The 15,945-nt window shown below is 37.3% G+C and carries 33 protein-coding genes; 32 read left to right on the top strand and 1 reads right to left on the bottom strand.

Annotated elements, in window-relative coordinates; all coding sequences use genetic code 11:
* The first annotated feature begins 94 nt into the window (after window positions 1-94).
* Entirely contained in the window at window positions 95-238 is a 144-nt protein-coding gene (locus tag N8M09_RS05615) for a hypothetical protein (protein WP_261064386.1), read from the top strand.
* A 40-nt stretch (window positions 239-278) separates the two neighbouring features.
* A complete protein-coding gene (locus tag N8M09_RS05610) occupies window positions 279-782 on the top strand; it encodes a hypothetical protein (RefSeq protein ID WP_261064384.1) in 504 nt (167 codons plus the stop codon).
* Here N8M09_RS05610 and N8M09_RS05605 read toward each other — a convergent pair.
* The gene (locus N8M09_RS05605; protein WP_261064382.1) at window positions 775-960 is read right to left on the bottom strand and encodes a hypothetical protein; all 186 of its coding nucleotides are present in this window, start codon (window positions 958-960) and stop codon (window positions 775-777) included. The genes N8M09_RS05610 and N8M09_RS05605 overlap by 8 nt on opposite strands.
* Before the next feature lie 65 nt (window positions 961-1,025).
* Here N8M09_RS05605 and N8M09_RS05600 point away from each other — a divergent pair, with 65 nt between their 5' ends.
* The 30 genes from N8M09_RS05600 (at window position 1,026) to N8M09_RS05460 (ending at window position 15,914) form a co-directional block, all read left to right on the top strand.
* Complete coding sequence (locus N8M09_RS05600) at window positions 1,026-1,244, top strand: hypothetical protein (protein ID WP_261064380.1); 219 nt, start codon at window positions 1,026-1,028, stop codon at window positions 1,242-1,244.
* Between the two features lie 73 nt (window positions 1,245-1,317).
* A complete protein-coding gene (locus N8M09_RS05595; RefSeq protein ID WP_261064444.1) occupies window positions 1,318-1,584 on the top strand; it encodes a hypothetical protein in 267 nt (88 codons plus the stop codon).
* Window positions 1,585-1,665: 81 nt separating this feature from the next.
* Complete coding sequence (locus N8M09_RS05590; RefSeq protein ID WP_261064378.1) at window positions 1,666-2,364, top strand: ERF family protein; 699 nt, start codon at window positions 1,666-1,668, stop codon at window positions 2,362-2,364.
* Between the two features lie 2 nt (window positions 2,365-2,366).
* Window positions 2,367-3,356, top strand: a complete 990-nt coding sequence (locus N8M09_RS05585) for a DUF1351 domain-containing protein (RefSeq protein ID WP_261064377.1) — start codon at window positions 2,367-2,369, stop codon at window positions 3,354-3,356.
* Complete coding sequence (locus N8M09_RS05580) at window positions 3,357-3,518, top strand: hypothetical protein (RefSeq protein WP_261064375.1); 162 nt, start codon at window positions 3,357-3,359, stop codon at window positions 3,516-3,518. It begins immediately after the preceding gene.
* Window positions 3,515-3,628, top strand: a complete 114-nt coding sequence (locus N8M09_RS11365; protein ID WP_474104143.1) for a nucleoside triphosphate pyrophosphohydrolase family protein — start codon at window positions 3,515-3,517, stop codon at window positions 3,626-3,628. The genes N8M09_RS05580 and N8M09_RS11365 overlap by 4 nt, the downstream gene beginning before the upstream one ends.
* Window positions 3,629-3,630: 2 nt before the next feature.
* Window positions 3,631-3,792, top strand: a complete 162-nt coding sequence (locus N8M09_RS05575) for a hypothetical protein (protein WP_261064374.1) — start codon at window positions 3,631-3,633, stop codon at window positions 3,790-3,792.
* Between the two features lie 2 nt (window positions 3,793-3,794).
* The gene (locus tag N8M09_RS05570; protein ID WP_261064372.1) at window positions 3,795-4,121 is read left to right on the top strand and encodes a hypothetical protein; all 327 of its coding nucleotides are present in this window, start codon (window positions 3,795-3,797) and stop codon (window positions 4,119-4,121) included.
* Entirely contained in the window at window positions 4,111-4,758 is a 648-nt protein-coding gene (locus tag N8M09_RS05565) for a Gabija anti-defense Gad2 family protein (protein WP_261064370.1), read from the top strand. The genes N8M09_RS05570 and N8M09_RS05565 overlap by 11 nt, the downstream gene beginning before the upstream one ends.
* Before the next feature lie 2 nt (window positions 4,759-4,760).
* Window positions 4,761-5,306 carry a single-stranded DNA-binding protein gene (ssb, locus tag N8M09_RS05560; protein WP_261064368.1) on the top strand — a complete coding sequence of 182 codons (546 nt, stop codon included), beginning with the start codon at window positions 4,761-4,763 and terminating at the stop codon, window positions 5,304-5,306.
* Between the two features lie 126 nt (window positions 5,307-5,432).
* On the top strand, window positions 5,433-5,636 hold the full coding sequence (locus N8M09_RS05555; RefSeq protein WP_261064366.1) for a hypothetical protein: 204 nt from the start codon (window positions 5,433-5,435) through the stop codon (window positions 5,634-5,636).
* On the top strand, window positions 5,633-6,052 hold the full coding sequence (locus N8M09_RS05550) for a helix-turn-helix domain-containing protein (RefSeq protein ID WP_261064364.1): 420 nt from the start codon (window positions 5,633-5,635) through the stop codon (window positions 6,050-6,052). The genes N8M09_RS05555 and N8M09_RS05550 overlap by 4 nt, the downstream gene beginning before the upstream one ends.
* A 10-nt stretch (window positions 6,053-6,062) precedes the next feature.
* Window positions 6,063-6,812, top strand: coding sequence for a DNA-methyltransferase (locus N8M09_RS05545; RefSeq protein WP_261064362.1), 750 nt, complete (start codon window positions 6,063-6,065; stop codon window positions 6,810-6,812).
* Between the two features lie 14 nt (window positions 6,813-6,826).
* On the top strand, window positions 6,827-7,261 hold the full coding sequence (locus tag N8M09_RS05540) for a hypothetical protein (RefSeq protein ID WP_003039107.1): 435 nt from the start codon (window positions 6,827-6,829) through the stop codon (window positions 7,259-7,261).
* Between the two features lies 1 nt (window position 7,262).
* Window positions 7,263-8,000 carry a hypothetical protein gene (locus tag N8M09_RS05535; protein WP_261064359.1) on the top strand — a complete coding sequence of 246 codons (738 nt, stop codon included), beginning with the start codon at window positions 7,263-7,265 and terminating at the stop codon, window positions 7,998-8,000.
* Window positions 8,001-8,014: 14 nt separating this feature from the next.
* A complete protein-coding gene (locus N8M09_RS05530; protein ID WP_261064358.1) occupies window positions 8,015-8,386 on the top strand; it encodes a hypothetical protein in 372 nt (123 codons plus the stop codon).
* The gene (locus tag N8M09_RS05525; RefSeq protein WP_261064357.1) at window positions 8,387-8,563 is read left to right on the top strand and encodes a hypothetical protein; all 177 of its coding nucleotides are present in this window, start codon (window positions 8,387-8,389) and stop codon (window positions 8,561-8,563) included.
* Between the two features lies 1 nt (window position 8,564).
* Window positions 8,565-8,897, top strand: coding sequence for a DUF1372 family protein (locus N8M09_RS05520; protein WP_261064356.1), 333 nt, complete (start codon window positions 8,565-8,567; stop codon window positions 8,895-8,897).
* A 10-nt stretch (window positions 8,898-8,907) separates the two neighbouring features.
* A complete protein-coding gene (locus N8M09_RS05515; RefSeq protein ID WP_261064355.1) occupies window positions 8,908-9,141 on the top strand; it encodes a crAss001_48 related protein in 234 nt (77 codons plus the stop codon).
* Complete coding sequence (locus N8M09_RS05510) at window positions 9,131-9,532, top strand: RusA family crossover junction endodeoxyribonuclease (protein ID WP_000667209.1); 402 nt, start codon at window positions 9,131-9,133, stop codon at window positions 9,530-9,532. The genes N8M09_RS05515 and N8M09_RS05510 overlap by 11 nt, the downstream gene beginning before the upstream one ends.
* 1 nt (window position 9,533) lies before the next feature.
* Window positions 9,534-9,740, top strand: a complete 207-nt coding sequence (locus tag N8M09_RS05505) for a hypothetical protein (protein WP_261064352.1) — start codon at window positions 9,534-9,536, stop codon at window positions 9,738-9,740.
* A 20-nt stretch (window positions 9,741-9,760) separates the two neighbouring features.
* Window positions 9,761-10,180: a YopX family protein gene (locus N8M09_RS05500; protein WP_261064350.1), complete on the top strand. Its 420-nt coding sequence runs from the start codon at window positions 9,761-9,763 to the stop codon at window positions 10,178-10,180.
* A complete protein-coding gene (locus N8M09_RS05495) occupies window positions 10,170-10,541 on the top strand; it encodes a hypothetical protein (protein ID WP_261064348.1) in 372 nt (123 codons plus the stop codon). Before N8M09_RS05500 ends, N8M09_RS05495 begins: the two co-directional genes overlap by 11 nt.
* Before the next feature lie 22 nt (window positions 10,542-10,563).
* Complete coding sequence (locus N8M09_RS05490; RefSeq protein ID WP_261064346.1) at window positions 10,564-10,848, top strand: hypothetical protein; 285 nt, start codon at window positions 10,564-10,566, stop codon at window positions 10,846-10,848.
* A gap of 19 nt (window positions 10,849-10,867) precedes the next feature.
* The gene (locus N8M09_RS05485; RefSeq protein WP_261064343.1) at window positions 10,868-11,248 is read left to right on the top strand and encodes a hypothetical protein; all 381 of its coding nucleotides are present in this window, start codon (window positions 10,868-10,870) and stop codon (window positions 11,246-11,248) included.
* Between the two features lie 66 nt (window positions 11,249-11,314).
* Window positions 11,315-11,992 (top strand): DUF4417 domain-containing protein, encoded by a 678-nt coding sequence (locus tag N8M09_RS05480; protein ID WP_261064341.1) that lies wholly within the window; start codon window positions 11,315-11,317, stop codon window positions 11,990-11,992.
* Complete coding sequence (locus N8M09_RS05475; protein ID WP_261064339.1) at window positions 11,962-12,372, top strand: hypothetical protein; 411 nt, start codon at window positions 11,962-11,964, stop codon at window positions 12,370-12,372. The genes N8M09_RS05480 and N8M09_RS05475 overlap by 31 nt, the downstream gene beginning before the upstream one ends.
* A gap of 194 nt (window positions 12,373-12,566) precedes the next feature.
* Window positions 12,567-13,046, top strand: coding sequence for a terminase small subunit (locus N8M09_RS05470; RefSeq protein WP_050091514.1), 480 nt, complete (start codon window positions 12,567-12,569; stop codon window positions 13,044-13,046).
* Window positions 13,033-14,346, top strand: a complete 1,314-nt coding sequence (locus tag N8M09_RS05465) for a PBSX family phage terminase large subunit (RefSeq protein ID WP_261064443.1) — start codon at window positions 13,033-13,035, stop codon at window positions 14,344-14,346. The genes N8M09_RS05470 and N8M09_RS05465 overlap by 14 nt, the downstream gene beginning before the upstream one ends.
* Before the next feature lie 11 nt (window positions 14,347-14,357).
* Window positions 14,358-15,914, top strand: coding sequence for a phage portal protein (locus tag N8M09_RS05460; protein WP_261064335.1), 1,557 nt, complete (start codon window positions 14,358-14,360; stop codon window positions 15,912-15,914).
* The last annotated feature ends 31 nt before the right edge of the window (window positions 15,915-15,945 follow it).

Below are 15,945 nucleotides of genomic sequence, written 5' to 3'. Positions count from 1 at the left end.
ATTAACTAACAACAAGTCCTACTTCTCTAAATAAATAAAAGAGAGAAATTTAAAAATTTCTAATTTAGGACTTTGGTTTGAAAGGAGAGAAAATATGTCAAAACATTCATTGGTTTTAGATCAAACTACTGATTTTGTAGTTGCTGTTTTGGATGAAGCAGATAAAAAAGACCCTGCAACGATTATGGCTGTTGCAGAGTTATTGAAGTCATATAAATTACTGAAGTCTATGGATTAGCTTCTGTGGTTTATATAACAAAATGGGAAAAGGAGAAAACATGAAACAATTAAAACTAAGTATTAAACCCAAGCAAGAACCTACTGAGGGTCAATCTCTTAATTCGTCAGGTTATTCAGTAAAAATCAATGACTGGGAGCTTGGCAGAGGGGTAACTGATTTTAAATTAGAAATGTCAGCAGACAAAAAACCAAAAGCCACCGTTACATTTACACCAGATGTTATTGAAACTAATGGCGTGGTTGTGGATCCTCAGGTTTTAGAAACGTTTGAGCAAGTTTACTCAGACTTTACTGCTAAAATCCAAAATGAGCAAGAACAATCTGAGCAGGAGCTGCAGGATGTGGCAAAATCACCGGCTATTATCGAACTCTATATTGGCTTGAGACAGTCTTTGGCTCGAAAAAGATGGGAAGAGCTAAACAGCCTTTACGATCACCAACTGAACGAAAAAGAGCGTAATTTGTCAAAAGACATAACACTGGATGACAGTGAAACCAATGTCTTTCGCAAACACGCTCTGATGATGATGGGGATTATCTAATAATCCCATGCATTCTATCTGTAAGTCTATTATGCTCATTGATAGACTTAGACAGGTTGCTAGCTACACGGCTATCTCTTGAAAATTCATCTAGGACTTTGGCGAGTGCTTTAGACAAATTTTCAGAGTTATCAATGCCGTACTCATCAAGAATCATCTTGATAACTAGGTCATGCATAAAATCATCTCCTTTCTGCTTACATTATAGCAGAAAAGGGGATTAGAAACAGAAAGGAGGAAAGAATGGACGAACTAGTATTATCAAATAATCCTAGTCAAATCGAACTGGAAATTAAACGATTTCTATCAGTTCCTTTAAAATTAAAAATTTTACGAGAATGTTTGTTGTATTTGTTCTTCAAAATGGCTAACGATACGACAGATATAACGGTAGAGAAGTCGACCGTACATTCTAGCGATGGAGCAAGAAAGACAGTCTATACAGTAACTGTATATGACTAAACAAAAAACACCTGACGGCAATCAGGCGCATGACAAAATTATTCAAGAAAATTATACCACGAAAGGAGCAAAAATGGAAGCAGTTCAAATCGTGAGAATTAAAGATGTGATCATCGAGAAGATTTCTGCAAACGATGAAGAACTAGAGCACATCTTTGGATGTTCAAAGCGACAAGCGGGAGACATGAGACGCGAGATGAAGAAGCTACCTAGTCAACAAAAACACCTCAGAAATGATGGACAGCTTGTCACAATTAAAGGTTTTGATGCTTATCTGCAATATCGAGGCAGTCAGTCATGGAAGAAAGAAATGGCTAAAATCGTTAAGATGACACGATAGCAGAATAATAACTACTAACAAACAACAAACTCATACTTATAGATAATAAAGGAATTACAGAGTTTTTACAGGAGGAGGAAAATGGCAGATTTAACATTTGCAGAATTGCAAAGAAAAATGCAATTGGAGAAGAGAAAAACCAAAGATGTCAAATATGCATTTAGAAATGCCGAAGACATTTACACAGCTTTTAAGGAGTTAAATAGTGACTGGTCTGTAATTGCATCTGATGAACTAATTGAGGTTGCTGGTAGGGTATTTATCCAATCAACAGCATTTGCGCTAGATAAAGAGGGGAATATCAAGCAACAATCAACTTCATTTGCTGAACTAAGTACAGTTCCAGTATTCAATACTCAAAAAGGACAGGTTAAGCAAATGCAAGATCCGCAATGGACAGGTGCAGTCAGCTCATACGCTCGAAAATATGCCTTGCAGGGGTTGTTTGCGATTGGTGAAAAAGATATTGATGAGTATCCAGTAGAAGAAAGCCAAGAACAAGGACAGACTAATCAGCAACAGAAAGCAAACAACCAGCAAGCCCAAGAACAAAATCAAGTAAGGTACATTGGCAACGATCAGTATCGAGAAATTAACGACCTTATAAATGATATTGCAAAAATTAAAGGGATGCCGTTCGATGCGCTTGCTAACTATGTGCTATCTGAAAAATTAAAAGGTTTACAAGATTTTCATAGAGTACAAGTTGGTGACTATGAGGCATTGAAAAACTATTTAACTGAACAACTAGCAAAGGCAAAAGCAAAGAGAGGTAATTAAACATGGTAAAAGATGTAACTAATAGCTTGACAGAAATTAAGGTAGATTTTCAACCTGCAGTAATTAATGTTGATTATGATAGCGTTGAGAAACAACTTGCAGCAATCGTTGCACAGTACACAAATTATGAGGTGACTGCATCCACTTACAAGATTGATTATGATGAGCGTACACGCCTAAATAAATTAAAAGAGGCGTTGGAAACTCGGCGTAAGGAAATCAAAAACAATATCAATAATCCATACAAGGAATTTGAGAAGTGGTACAAGAAAACAGTTGAGCCATTGGATAATGTCATTGCAAACATCACAGCAGGACTTAATGCAATTGATGAACATGAACGATTGATGCGCGTGGATGCTGTCCGAACTACCTTTGAGGATAAGTGTATGGTCGCAGGGATTGAAAAATCCACATTCGCTGACAAATACGATGAGTACAGCCTCAAGAAATATTTTAAAACAGGCAAGTACGAACTGAAAAAGACAACACTTGATGAAATGGATGCCTTGGTGCTTTCAGAATTTGATGCCCTGGAAGAATACAAGGCTAACAAGCAAGCTATCCAAGAACTAGCTCAAGAGTACGATTTGCCAGCTGATAGCTATATCAGACATCTTGAAGATGGTAAGAGCCTTGTTGATGTTTTCAAGATGATGAAAACAGATCGTGATGCTGAGATTGCACGCAAAGAGCAGAAAGAGGCTCAAGAAAAAGCAAAAGCTGAACGACTTGAAGAAATTGCTCAATCGGCCAAGGAAAATGCTAATGCGAACATCAAGGCTTATGACGCTGAAACAGGCGAGATTTTGGAACAGGGTACAATTACACCAGAACCTCAAAATAATGCGCGAGAGGTGGCAAAATTCGAGCCTAGCGAACCTTTAACAATTGACTTGCGTTTGACATTGCATGGCGGAAAATCTCAGCTTAACCAGTTGCAAGAATGGCTTGAGGATAACTTTATCAGCTTTGAAACTTTGGAGGGTTAGGTGGAATTTAGAAAGTATCAACTTATTTTAGAGTTTGAGGAGGCTAACAGGCCTCTCTCACAAATTGAAAAGAAAAGCCTTGCTATTTACTCTATCGAGTATTTAAAAGTGGGGCTAGATAGCTTAGAACGTGAATATTGCAGCAGGAGGTATGCACAATGAAATTTAATGAATTGATTGAAAATGTAAAAGGTTGGTCAACGGCTAAGGAGCTTGACAAAGCAAGCCCATTATCTCAAATGCTCAAACTCAATGATCAATGTGGGTGGTAGATATGACAGAAATTGAAAAAATTTCAGAAGAATTGGCTGAATATGGGGTGCCTGATGAGTTAATAGGCAAAATAGAGAACCTATTAGCGACTCTGTATGGCGAAAAAAGGAAATTGGAGATAGAAAAATCTTGGGATATTTCTCCAGAGTCAATGGGGAGGTAACCATGGAAATTAGAAAAGTATCTGACAGCGTAGCCATCTACTCGGACGGCAAGAGATTGCAGGTTATCCACAACCTAGGGGATGAGTTTATCCTGGATTTTAAGGTGGGAGAGGATAGCGTCTGGAACCTTGATGGCCAAGTCGTAGAAATTATTGACATGATTGAGCCTGTCTTTAAAGTTTGTGGCTTTTGCTCAAAAGCTGGAGAGGGTATGCAACGCTTAAAACATGCTATCGACCACTTTGAAAGATTTGATCAGTACATCAGAGACAATCAGGATGACCTGATGGTCTGGTGGCACAATCCAGGAGGGGAATATGAATTTTAGAAAGAGTGATTTACTTAATTATAGACAACTTTGGTGGCTTGATAAATTTCTAGTTGGACATAAAGGATATATCGCTGGAGGTTGCTTTAAGAATATTTTCAATGGCGAACCAGTTAAAGACCTAGACATATTCTTTGAAAACAACCAGGATTTTATCGAAGCTCAGAGATATTATAAACAACTTATAAAAGAGAAACCAAATGACTGGAAATTTTCGTACGAAAACAAAAATTGCTGGTCTATATATTCTATAAAAGATAAAGTTCGTTTAGAGCTCATCAGAAACACATACGGAAATCCAAAACAAGTTATTTCAAATTTTGATTTCACAATAACGAAGTTTGCTTATTACAAAAATTATGACAATTTGGATGAAGATGATTATATGGCTGTTTTTGAAGTCATATTTCATGAAGATTTCTTTGAGCATTTGCACACAAAACGTTTAGTTGTTGATAATGTTTTGCCATATCCCGTAAGTACATTTAATAGGATGTTGAGGTATGCCAAATACGGCTATCAGCCGTGTAGAGAAACGAAAATAAGAGTTGTCACAGAGTTGGCAGCATTAGACCCCAAAGATGAAAAAGATTTTGGGGAACAACTTGGAAAAAGTTTGTACGAAGGGATGGATTAAAAATGATAAATAACGTTGTGTTAGTAGGGCGGCTTACAAAAGATGCTGAACTGAGATACACGCAATCTAATATTGCGGTTGCTACGTTTACTCTTGCTGTAAATCGTCCATTTAAGAATGAGGCTGGAGAGCGTGAGGCTGATTTTATCAATTGCGTTATCTGGAGACAGTCAGCTGAAAATCTTGCTAATTGGGCTAAAAAAGGCTCATTGATTGGTATCACAGGAGTAATTCAAACACGTAGCTATGATAATCAACAAGGCCAACGTGTTTATGTCACAGAGGTTGTTGCTAGTAATTTCCAATTGCTAGAAAGTCGTAACAGTCAGCAAAATAATCAAGGCCATCAAGACAATCATGGTGGTTATCAGCAGCAGGGCTACAGTAATCAAGGCAGTTCTTTCCAAAATGGAAATAGTTACGGGCAACAAGGTAGTTTCTTTGAGGGGAACACAACAAATCCAGTTCCTGATTTCACCCGTGATAACAATCCATTTGGCAGACCGACAAACCCATTGGATATCAGTGATGATGATTTGCCTTTCTAGGAGGTTCTAAGTATGGTTGGATATAGATGGGAACCACCTAAACACTCTTTCACCATCAGAAATAAGATGAGAGGGTGAAATTACTTTTACAAGCAATATTAAACCAATTTGAAAAGGAAAAACAACATGACACAATTTGATTTTATCTTAATTCTAATCGCTATTATCACAACAACCTGGGCTGGTATTATTACAGCTGTTGCTAAAATTGCAGTTTCTGAGTACAAAAAACAAATCAAATACTATCAACAGCCAGAAATACAAGTAAAGATTGCACAAAATGCAATACAACAGCGTTTCTTTGAAAATGGAGGGGAGGTGTTTAGATGAAAGTATTTGATGGCGCTAAAATGCGTGCCATCCGTAAAGAGGCAGAGCTTACTCAGTATGATCTTGCCCCTATGGTTGGCATTAGTCAAAATCGAGTAAGTGACATTGAGAGAAATGTTACAACTCCAACGATTGAGGAAATTGAGGCATTTGCCGATGCTCTAAATACTCAAGTATCATCATTTTTAAGCAATGAGTCAGAAATTGAGGTTATTGCTAATACCTTTACCAAAAAGAAAAAGGACACTGATGCAGAGTCTCACTTTGACACCTCGACTGAGCAAATGGAGCTATTTGTTGATGATACTTTACTAGGTCATGACCTAGCAGGATATGTCTTGATCAGCCATAAAAGATATCTGGAGTTGTTAGATAGTCAAGATCGCTTACAGCAGTTACAAAAACTTTTGAAGTAAGGAGTTTGTGATGAAATTTGAACTTATCAATGACCACTTTGAAAATGCTAAGCGATACAACATACCGAGGGCGCAACTTATTATTGCTGATATTCCTTACAATCTAGGAAATAACGCTTATGCTTCTGATCCAAGATGGTATGAGAATGGTGATAACAAAAACGGAGAGAGCAGATTAGCAGGGAAATCATTTTTTGATACAGATAATGATTTCAAAATCAATAATTTCTTTGATTTTTGTAGTCGGTTATTGAAGAAAGAACCCAAGGAAAAGGGCAAAGCACCTGCCATGATTGTCTTTCATGCCTGGCAACAGCGAGACATGATTATAGAATGTGGCAAAAAGCATGGTTTTAATAATGCTTATCCGCTCTATTTTACAAAGAAATCAAGCCCACAAGTGCTAAAGGCAAACATGAAAATTGTTGGCGCAGTTGAAGAGGCAACGGTATTATATCGTGACAAACTCCCTAAATTTAACAATGGTGGGGCTATGATACTCAATCACGCTCCGTGGGAAAAAGATAGCTCTTACCCCGTTATCCATCCCACGCAAAAACCGATACCAGTTTTGAAACGATTGATTGAAATTTTTACAGATGAGGGCGATGTTGTCATTGATCCCGTAGCAGGTTCTGGCTCAACCCTAAGAGCTGCTATTGAGATGAATAGGTCAGCCTATGGATTTGAAATTAAGAAAGATTTCTATAAGGCTGCACAAGAGAAAATGCTATCGTCATTTCAAATTAGCTTAATTTAAAGCAGGAGGACAATATGGATAAAAAACTTATCGGGTTAGACCTAACCCACATTGCAGATGGAGGATTACAGGAGAAACTAGACAAAGAGCTTGAAAAAGTCTTTGACAACATCCTTGACCTAAATACAGATGCGAAAGCAAAACGAAAAGTGACAATCACGCTTACAATGTCAGCTAATGAAGAGCGTACAGTGGTTGATACTATCATGGAGGTAAAATCAAAATTTGCGCCTCAAAATGGAGTAGCTACAACAATTCTTGTTGGGCGTGATTTTGATACAGGACAAGTACACGCTAACGAGCTGAAAAGTACAGTACCTGGTCAAATGTACTTTGACGAAAACGGAGAAATTTTGACGGACATTGGGCAACCAGTGGCAGAAATTGAACAACAAGCAGAAACAAAACCAGATATTATTGATTTCAACAAAAAGAAAGTAGGTAACTAATATGACAACAGAAAATCTTAAATCAGCATTGGAATACGCAGTAGAACTAAATAAGTGTGGGTTAGAAATTTTAACAGCTGCAGATGGCACAGAGTACTATGATGCCAACAAATTCAACCTCAAAGAACTTGACCCCAAACGATATCCTAAAACTTTGGAGCTATCAACCTTAACAAGTCTAGTTGACTATCTCAAAACAGACCTCAACAATTTGAAAAACCAACGCCTGATTGTAGCAGTTGAGAAAAATGATGAGGTTTGTGTGTGGTCTGAAAATGATGAGTTAGAACGTCGCACATTACTTGTTGATGTTAAGGCACGCATCCCAGAGTTATCTTTTAGCTGTTTCCTATCATCAGAACAGTTCAATATCATGTTGCAATCAAACTTTATTGACGATAATGATCGTGGCACATTGCTAGAATTTGCTAGCGCATTGAAAATTGAGAATGGGGCTGAAATTGAAGATACCGGAGTATATCAAGTAGCAACAGTTAAAACAGGAGTGGCAAGTCTTGCTAAAGGGAAAACACCTAACCCAGTTACATTGCGCCCATATCGTACATTTGGCGAGGTCGAACAACCAGCAAGCCTATTTGTCTTTAGGATTGATAAGCAAGCCAATATGGCTTTATTTGAGGCAGATGGCAAGCGCTGGGTAGCTGATGCGGTAGGAAACATTGCAGCCTATCTAAAAGAGCAACTAGCAGACCAAAAACATATCACAGTATTAGCATAAGAGAGGAAAAAACAATGACTAAAGAAACTAAAAACGCAGTATCAGCTGAAACTATCGTAGAGAACTTGAAAGAATTTGCGGAGACATTACACGATGAGTGCAAAGAGGCAATGCTCTACTATCTTTCAGCAAAGAATGCGAGTAAATTTAAAATAGCTAATATTATGCATAATATTAGTCATGATTTGCTAGATATCTTAGACGGAAAGAGTGCTAAAGAAATTCTTGATGAATCTGGTGAGGAAGATAGCTCTTTTGTTGGTTCAATCGCTATCAATGTAGAAACTGGGAAAGTTGAGGGGATTGATGACATCAAGGACACCAAAGTAAAAGAACAGATTTTAGCAGCTGTAAGTAAAGTGGTTGAAGAGTTAGGCGGTAATTAGATGATCTTGTTTCTGAAATTGATGGTTATCAGCGCTTGCTTACTCCTTGCTATTCTGATTTTCGTTGCTGGTCATAAAACCTACAAAGAGGGGAGAGCGGACAAGGTGGTTTGGTTTATCTTTGATGTTTATGCTATCGCTTTGATTTATACAGTAATAAAGATTTTGGAGATATGACATGAAAAATAAAAATCGAGTTGGACTGTTTTGCGCACTTGTTGCTTTGTCGCTATCAATGCTAAATCTAGGTTTGATAATCTCTAAAAATCACTATAAACCGCAGGTGGTCAAGCTGGAGCAACAAGTGGATGAATTGAAAAAAAGAAAACCAGTCATTATTTATCAAGTTGACAATGCTGGTGGTGAGCTTATCGGAACAGTCACAGAAAAAGCTATTGTTGATGGGCATTATACAGTCACAATTGGAGCTTATGGCAAGTTTCTTGTTACGAAAGAACAGTATGAGAGTATCAATGTGGGCGACGATGCCCCAGGCTATTTGAAGAAATGAGGAAATTAAGATGAGTGATTACAAACAACGGATGATCGATGAATACAAACAATTAAAAGAGCGCGCTAACAAGTTAAGTTTGATGATTAGTAACTATTACGTAGGAACGCTTGATTTTAAACTAAAATGTCCTATTGAGTTACTTGAAACACAACATTATACAATGTGTGCATATCTCAAAATCCTTGAACAGCGCGCAGAAATTGAAAATATTGAGCTTCAAGGTAATCAAAATGAAATTTGAATTTTCTTTACCTCGAAACACTAAGCTAAAATCTCTAAATATGGTTATCAATAGTAATGACAGGCAACATCAAACAGATAAAGCTAAAGTTACTAAGCGCATCAGAGCTTTTGCTTATTGGCATACATCGATGAACAAGGATAAAGGGAGGGCTGCTTTTAGCCCCTCTAACCCTTGTGAGGTTACAGTTACAATTTACAGCCCTACTAAGTCTAAATTAGATCCGCCTAACTTATACCCAACAGTCAAGGCTATCATTGATGGCATGACTGATGCGGGTATTTGGACGGACGATAATCATAAAGTTATCAAAAAGTTATCCTTTGTTTATGGCGGATTAAGCGAGGAAAAAGGGCATTATAGATTAGAGTTTGATATAGAGGAGGTTTAAAGTGATTGAAGTTAATATAAAATGCGATAATTTTAAAGCGCATGTCCTTTACCAAGATGATACTAAACTAGGACAAATTAGAGATGCAATCATATCTCAAATGAATAATGGGCATGTGGTTATTTTAGGGGAAGATAGAAGTATTCTATTAAATCCTAAAGTTATTAAATGTGTACAATTTGAGGTTGTAGAAGATGACAAAATCTAAAAAAGTAAGGAGTAATTGGGATGATACCAAAGTTTAGAGTTTGGGTAAATAAAATTAAAGCGATTTTTGAACCAGATGACATTATCGGCATCAATTATGAAGAAAAGGAAATCTTTATGCAAGAAATCTATTTTGTAGACGGATTGCCAGATAGTAGGGTTTTACATCGCTATGACTTTGACGAAATCGAATCCATGCAATCAACAGGCCTCAAAGATAAGAACGGTAAAGAGGCATTTATCGGTGATATCGTTAAATGTACAAGAGGATGTTTCCATGAAGTATATCTAGAAAAAGAATACGGTGGCACATCCATAGGCGGAATGCCTGCCATATATCTAAAGGGATTGCTAAGTGGGTATGCGTGGACTGAGGATGAGGAAATCATCGGCAACATCTACGAAAATCCGGAACTTTTGGAGGACGCAAATGAGACCTAAAAAATATCCATATTTAGGAAGAAAGAAAAGGCAAAAAATCCCGTCGCCATTATTTTCTGCACGACCAATTTTTAACGAGGTTCCAATTGTGGAAGAGGTCAAAGTTGAACTCGGAGTTGAAGTTAAGATTGGACGTTCATATCCAGAAACGATAATACATTTAGATATTTCTGGATACGGGAATAGAGTGCATTCAGTACATCGTTTCCCTGGTGTCTTCCTTACTGTTGGTGAATCAATCCAGCTAAAGATACTCTTTTATAAAAGGCTTAGAAATTTGACCGCAGATCGTTTTTTGACCTTTAGAGAATCTGATTGGAAGTTTCTTATCAGCGATCTGGTCAATGAATTTGTGCGTTAGAAAGTTAATGAGGAGAAGAAAAATGAAATCTAAAAAAACAGGTATTATCATTGGTGCGCTATTTGTAATCGTTGCATCACCGTTCGTGGTTCAGTATGGTTGGAATGAAATTATCACAACGATTATTCCAGTCAGTAAAATTACAGTTTGGCAAGCATTAGGGATGGATGCACTACTATCTTTCATCTGGCCTGTATTATCCAGTAAAAAAGAATCTGAAGAGGATTATTCGTATGCTGTAAAGAGCAGTATTTCGAAAATCATTACATGTGCATTTTTAATTTGGTTAGCCAGTCTATTTATTTAGTGAGATTTGGAGGTAATGGATGACGAAGAAAAAAATAGAGCGATTATCTGTTATCCATAGGAGAGAAATCAATTGGCTCAAGTGGTATTTTTTGAGGGATAAGAAAAATCCGGAAAGAACCATCCTTGAGCAAAAGATACATGAGGCATTTTTAGAGAATAATATTGAGCAGTCTGTATTTTTGGTAAATCTGAAAACTGTAACAGATGAATATATCGAGAAGTCAGATAGAAAAATGTTAAAAACGATAAAAGAAGTCTATGTATTTGAAAGTATCAATGTGATTGGCGCGTGTCAGAAAATTTTATATCTAAGTCCTAGCCCGGCGTACACATATATCAACAAATGGTTTGATCAGTATTTTGTTTCAACTTACAAACACATCCCCCTATCTAAATAACCGTAAAAATACCCTATCCTATGTATCTATAATCAAGGTACATAGGTTTTTTATTAGGAGGATAATATGGACAATCTGACAACAAAACCATATCACAGACAGAATACTATTAACCAGTATAATTTGTTGGATTATGATGCCACGCGCACAGATGGTAAATATAATTTGCCAATCCTTGAACCAGTTGATCATATTCCTAAAAAGTTACAGGGATTTAACTATGTTTTGAATAAACCTGACTATTCAGCTACCGTGCATTTTTTCTTAGATGATTATCAGTTTGAAAGAATTTGGAAACGCCCAGATTTTTACTTAGAAAAACTAGCTGATTTTGATTGTGTACTTACACCAGATTTTAGCCTATACACAGACATGCCAATAGCTATGCAACTTTGGAATACTTATCGCTCAAGATTGATAGGCCAAATGATGCAGAATTGGGGTTATACAGTCATACCTACTGTATCATGGTCAAGTCCAGAAAGTTATGAGTTTTGCTTTGATGGTTTGCCGAAACATAGCACAGTGGCCATCAGTACAGTAGGCATAAAACAACGCAAAGAGCGCTTTGAATTGTGGAAAGATGGAGTAGATGCCATGATTAAAAAGATAGCGCCAAAGCGTATTTTGGTATATGGTGGTGAGGTTGATTATGATTATAAAGGTATCGAGGTAGTTTATTTTGGGAATGACACAACAGAAAGGATGGATAAATGGGCGGTAGAGGGGCAAGCTCTGGAATGAGCGACAAAAAGAAGAAATATGGCACAGAATATAAGACTGTACATAAAGTAGGCAATATAAAGTTTGTTACTCAAAACGAGCAAGGGTCACAAAAGACTCCAATGGAAACGATGACAAAAGGTAGAGTTTACGTACTTATTGACAAGAACAAAAACACACCCAAGAGTATTGTTTATTTTGATACAAAAAATAAGCGTAATAAGCAAATTGACTTAGATCATGTGCATAAAGGTATGAAACCACATGCTCATCACGGCTATAATCATGCAGAACATGAGAAAAGCAAAAAGGGCGCAACCAATTTGACGCCAAAAGAGCGTAAACTTGTTGAAAAAGTCAAAAAGGAGTGGTATAATTACACTAAGAAACGTAGGGAGTAGTATATAGGGATTACGCCTTGATGGAGGAGAATCCGGTTCGAATCCGGGCTACTACGTTACATCTTAGCCCCTTAATTGGGGCTTTTTTTGCGCCTTAAATCAAAAATAACAGTAAAACATCCCCTCTTTTAGCATATAAAATGAAATCATGAGTAGCAATACTTGTGATTTTTTTGTTGGAAAGGAGGTAGCGAATGAATGAAAGACAGAGGCGCTTTGCAGATGAGTACATAAAGACAGGAAACGGCTATCAATCAGCAATTAAGGCTGGTTATAGTGAGAGTTATGCCAATAATCGTATTACTGAACTGTTGGGAAATGTTGGGATAAAAGAGTACATAAATAAGCAGATGCAAGAGCTGCATAAGTCAAATATCATGGATGCGACAGAGGCGCTCTATATCCTTTCTGAAATCGCTAGAGGTAAACGAGATGAGGAGGTTTTGATACTTAATCCAACAACAGGAAAAGTAGAAAGACATATTAAGAAAGCAGATAATGCAACAGTTATTAAAGCTATTACTGAAATCTTGAAACGATATCCAACAGCTAAACAATCTGAAAAACTAGAGCTTGAGATTGAGAAATTAAAATCACAGTTGATAGATACACAAATGGAAGATGACACCATCACAATTATTGATAGTTGGGAGGGTGACGATGAAGATAATTGATATTCAAAAAAATGTCAATCCTCATTTCAAGAGTGTTTGGAAATCTAAGAAACCTTACAACATTTTGAAAGGTGGGCGAAACTCATTCAAATCATCAGTTATTACCTTAAAGCTGATTGTCATGATGACTTGGTACATCATAAGGGGTGAAACTGCCAATATTGTCATTATCCGTAAAGTAGCTAATACAATCCGTGATAGTGTGTATAATCAAATCCAATGGGGATTGTCGTTGTTTGGTCTAACTAGTCGTTTTAAGATGACAGTCAGCCCATTTAAGATAAGTCACAAAAAGACAGGCTCAACATTTTATTTTTACGGCCTCGATGACTACCAAAAGTTGAAATCCAACAACATTGGGAATATTATTGCCGTTTGGTATGAAGAGGCTGCTGAATTTTCAAGCGCAGAAGAATTTGACCAGACCAACATTACATTTATGCGCCAAAAACATCCACGCGCTCAATTTGTTAAAATCTTTTGGTCATATAACCCTCCTATCAATCCGTACAGTTGGATAAATGAGTGGTATGAGGAAATGAATACGCAAGATAATTACTTATGCCATTCTAGCACTTATCTTGATGATGAGTTAGGATTTGTAAATGATCAGATGTTGGCTGATATCGAGCGTATAAAAAAGAATGACTATGATTATTACAGGTATGTCTATCTAGGTGAGTCAGTTGGTTTAGGGAATAATATCTATAACATGAGTACATTTCACCCGTTAGATGCTTTGCCTAGTGATGATAGGCTGATAGGTATATCTTTTGCATTGGACGGTGGGCATCAGCAGTCAGCTACTGCATGTTGTGCTTTTGGGATAACTGCTAAAAGTAAGGTTATCTTACTTGATACCTGGTATTATTCACCAGCTGGTCAAGTGATAAAGAAAGCACCTAGCCAACTATCACAGGACATCAACAGCTTTATACAATCCGTTGTCAGTAAGTACAGAGTACCTATTTTGCAATATACGATTGATAGCGCAGAGGGAGCATTGAGAAACCAGATGTATCTTGATTTCGGTATTAGATGGCATCCAGTGGCTAAATTGAAGAAAGTGACAATGATTGATACATTCCAATCATTATTAGCACAAGGTCGCTTTTATTATCTTGATACAGAGAATAACAAGGTATTTATTGAAGAACATAAGATGTACAGATGGGATGAAAAGACACTGCAGTCTGATAGCCCAAATGTCATCAAAGATGATGACCATACATGCGATGTTGCCCAGTATTTTATACTAGACAATTCTAAGATACTTGGTTTGCGTGTTGGTAATTCATAAGGAGGGCAACAATGAACTTAATTCAAAAAGTAAAAGACTTTTTCAACCGTGGGAGGTATAACATGGAAACATCGAACCTAAACAGTATCTTGGAGCACCCAAAGGTAGCTGTAACACAATCCGAATTTAACAGGATACAGCTCAATCTAGCTTACTATCAATCTAAATTTGATGATGTGGAGTACATCAACACCGATGGCGACAGAAAGCGTAGAAAGATACAACACTTACCGATTGCACGAACTGCAGCTAAAAAGATTGCCAGCCTTGTTTACAACGAGCAAGCGGCAATTACAGCAGAGGATGAGACACTAAATAATTTTCTTGATAATATGCTAGGCAATGATCGCTTTAACAAAAACTTTGAGCGATATTTAGAGAGTTGTCTGGCTTTGGGTGGGCTTGCTATGAGACCTTATATTGATGGAGATAAGGTTAGAGTGGCATTTATTCAAGCACCAGTATTTTTGCCATTACAAAGCAATACACAGGATGTATCAAGTGCGGCAATCCTCACAAAGACAATTAAGTCAGAGAGCAAAAAGAATGTATATTATACGTTAGTTGAGTTTCATGAGTGGGTAACTCAAGATGGCAAAGAGGTAGGGAGTACAAAGGATAAGAACCTATACCGCATTACTAACGAGCTTTACAAATCAACATCAGACGGCACGCTGGGTGATCGTGTAAATTTGAGTGAGCTATATCCTGACTTGCAACCAGTAACAACGATACAAGGACTATCACGCCCATTGTTTGTTTATCTCAAGACACCAGGGATGAATAACAAGGATATCAACAGCCCTCTTGGTTTATCTATCTTTGATAACGCCAAGACCACTATTGATTTTATCAATCGCACGTACGATGAATTTATGTGGGAAATTAAAATGGGTCAAAGGCGCGTGATTGTGCCTGAGCAAATAACGCAACTCAAAGTACAAGATATCCACGGTGAAATCAAATTTAAGCGACGTTTTGATACTGACCAAAATGTTTACATGCAAGTAGGAGCAGGCAATATGGATAGTGGTAGCATTATTGACCTTACAACTCCTATCCGCTCATCAGATTATATTTCAGCCATTTCAGAGGGTTTGAAGCTCTTTGAAATGCAGATTGGTGTATCAAGTGGCATGTTTACCTTTGATGGGCAAGGAGTAAAGACAGCAACAGAAATCGTCAGCGAGAACTCAGACACCTATCAAATGCGAAATAGCATTGTTGCACTTGTTGAGCAAGCTATCAAAGAGCTTTGTGTTTCAATGTGTGAACTTGGTAAAGCAGTAGGGGTTTACAGCGGAGAAATTCCAGAGCTTGATGATATTTCAGTTAATTTGGATGATGGTGTATTTACTGATAGGCATGCAGAGCTTGATTACTGGATGAAGATGGTAGCAGCTGGATTTGCGACACAGAAAAGAGGTATTGCTAAAGTATTGAACATCACAAATGAAGAAGCAGAGAAAGAACTTGCTGAAATCAATGGAGAGTTACCACCAGAGAGTGATGCAGAACTGGCTTTGTATGGAAAAACAGAGAAGAAAGCAGAAGAGGGAGAGCTATAAACTGCTATAAATTACAATAAACGACACATAA

Source organism: Streptococcus mitis (genome assembly GCF_946190375.1).
GTDB lineage: Bacteria > Bacillota > Bacilli > Lactobacillales > Streptococcaceae > Streptococcus > Streptococcus mitis_CJ.
This window is presented reverse-complemented; position numbering and strand designations above follow the sequence as displayed.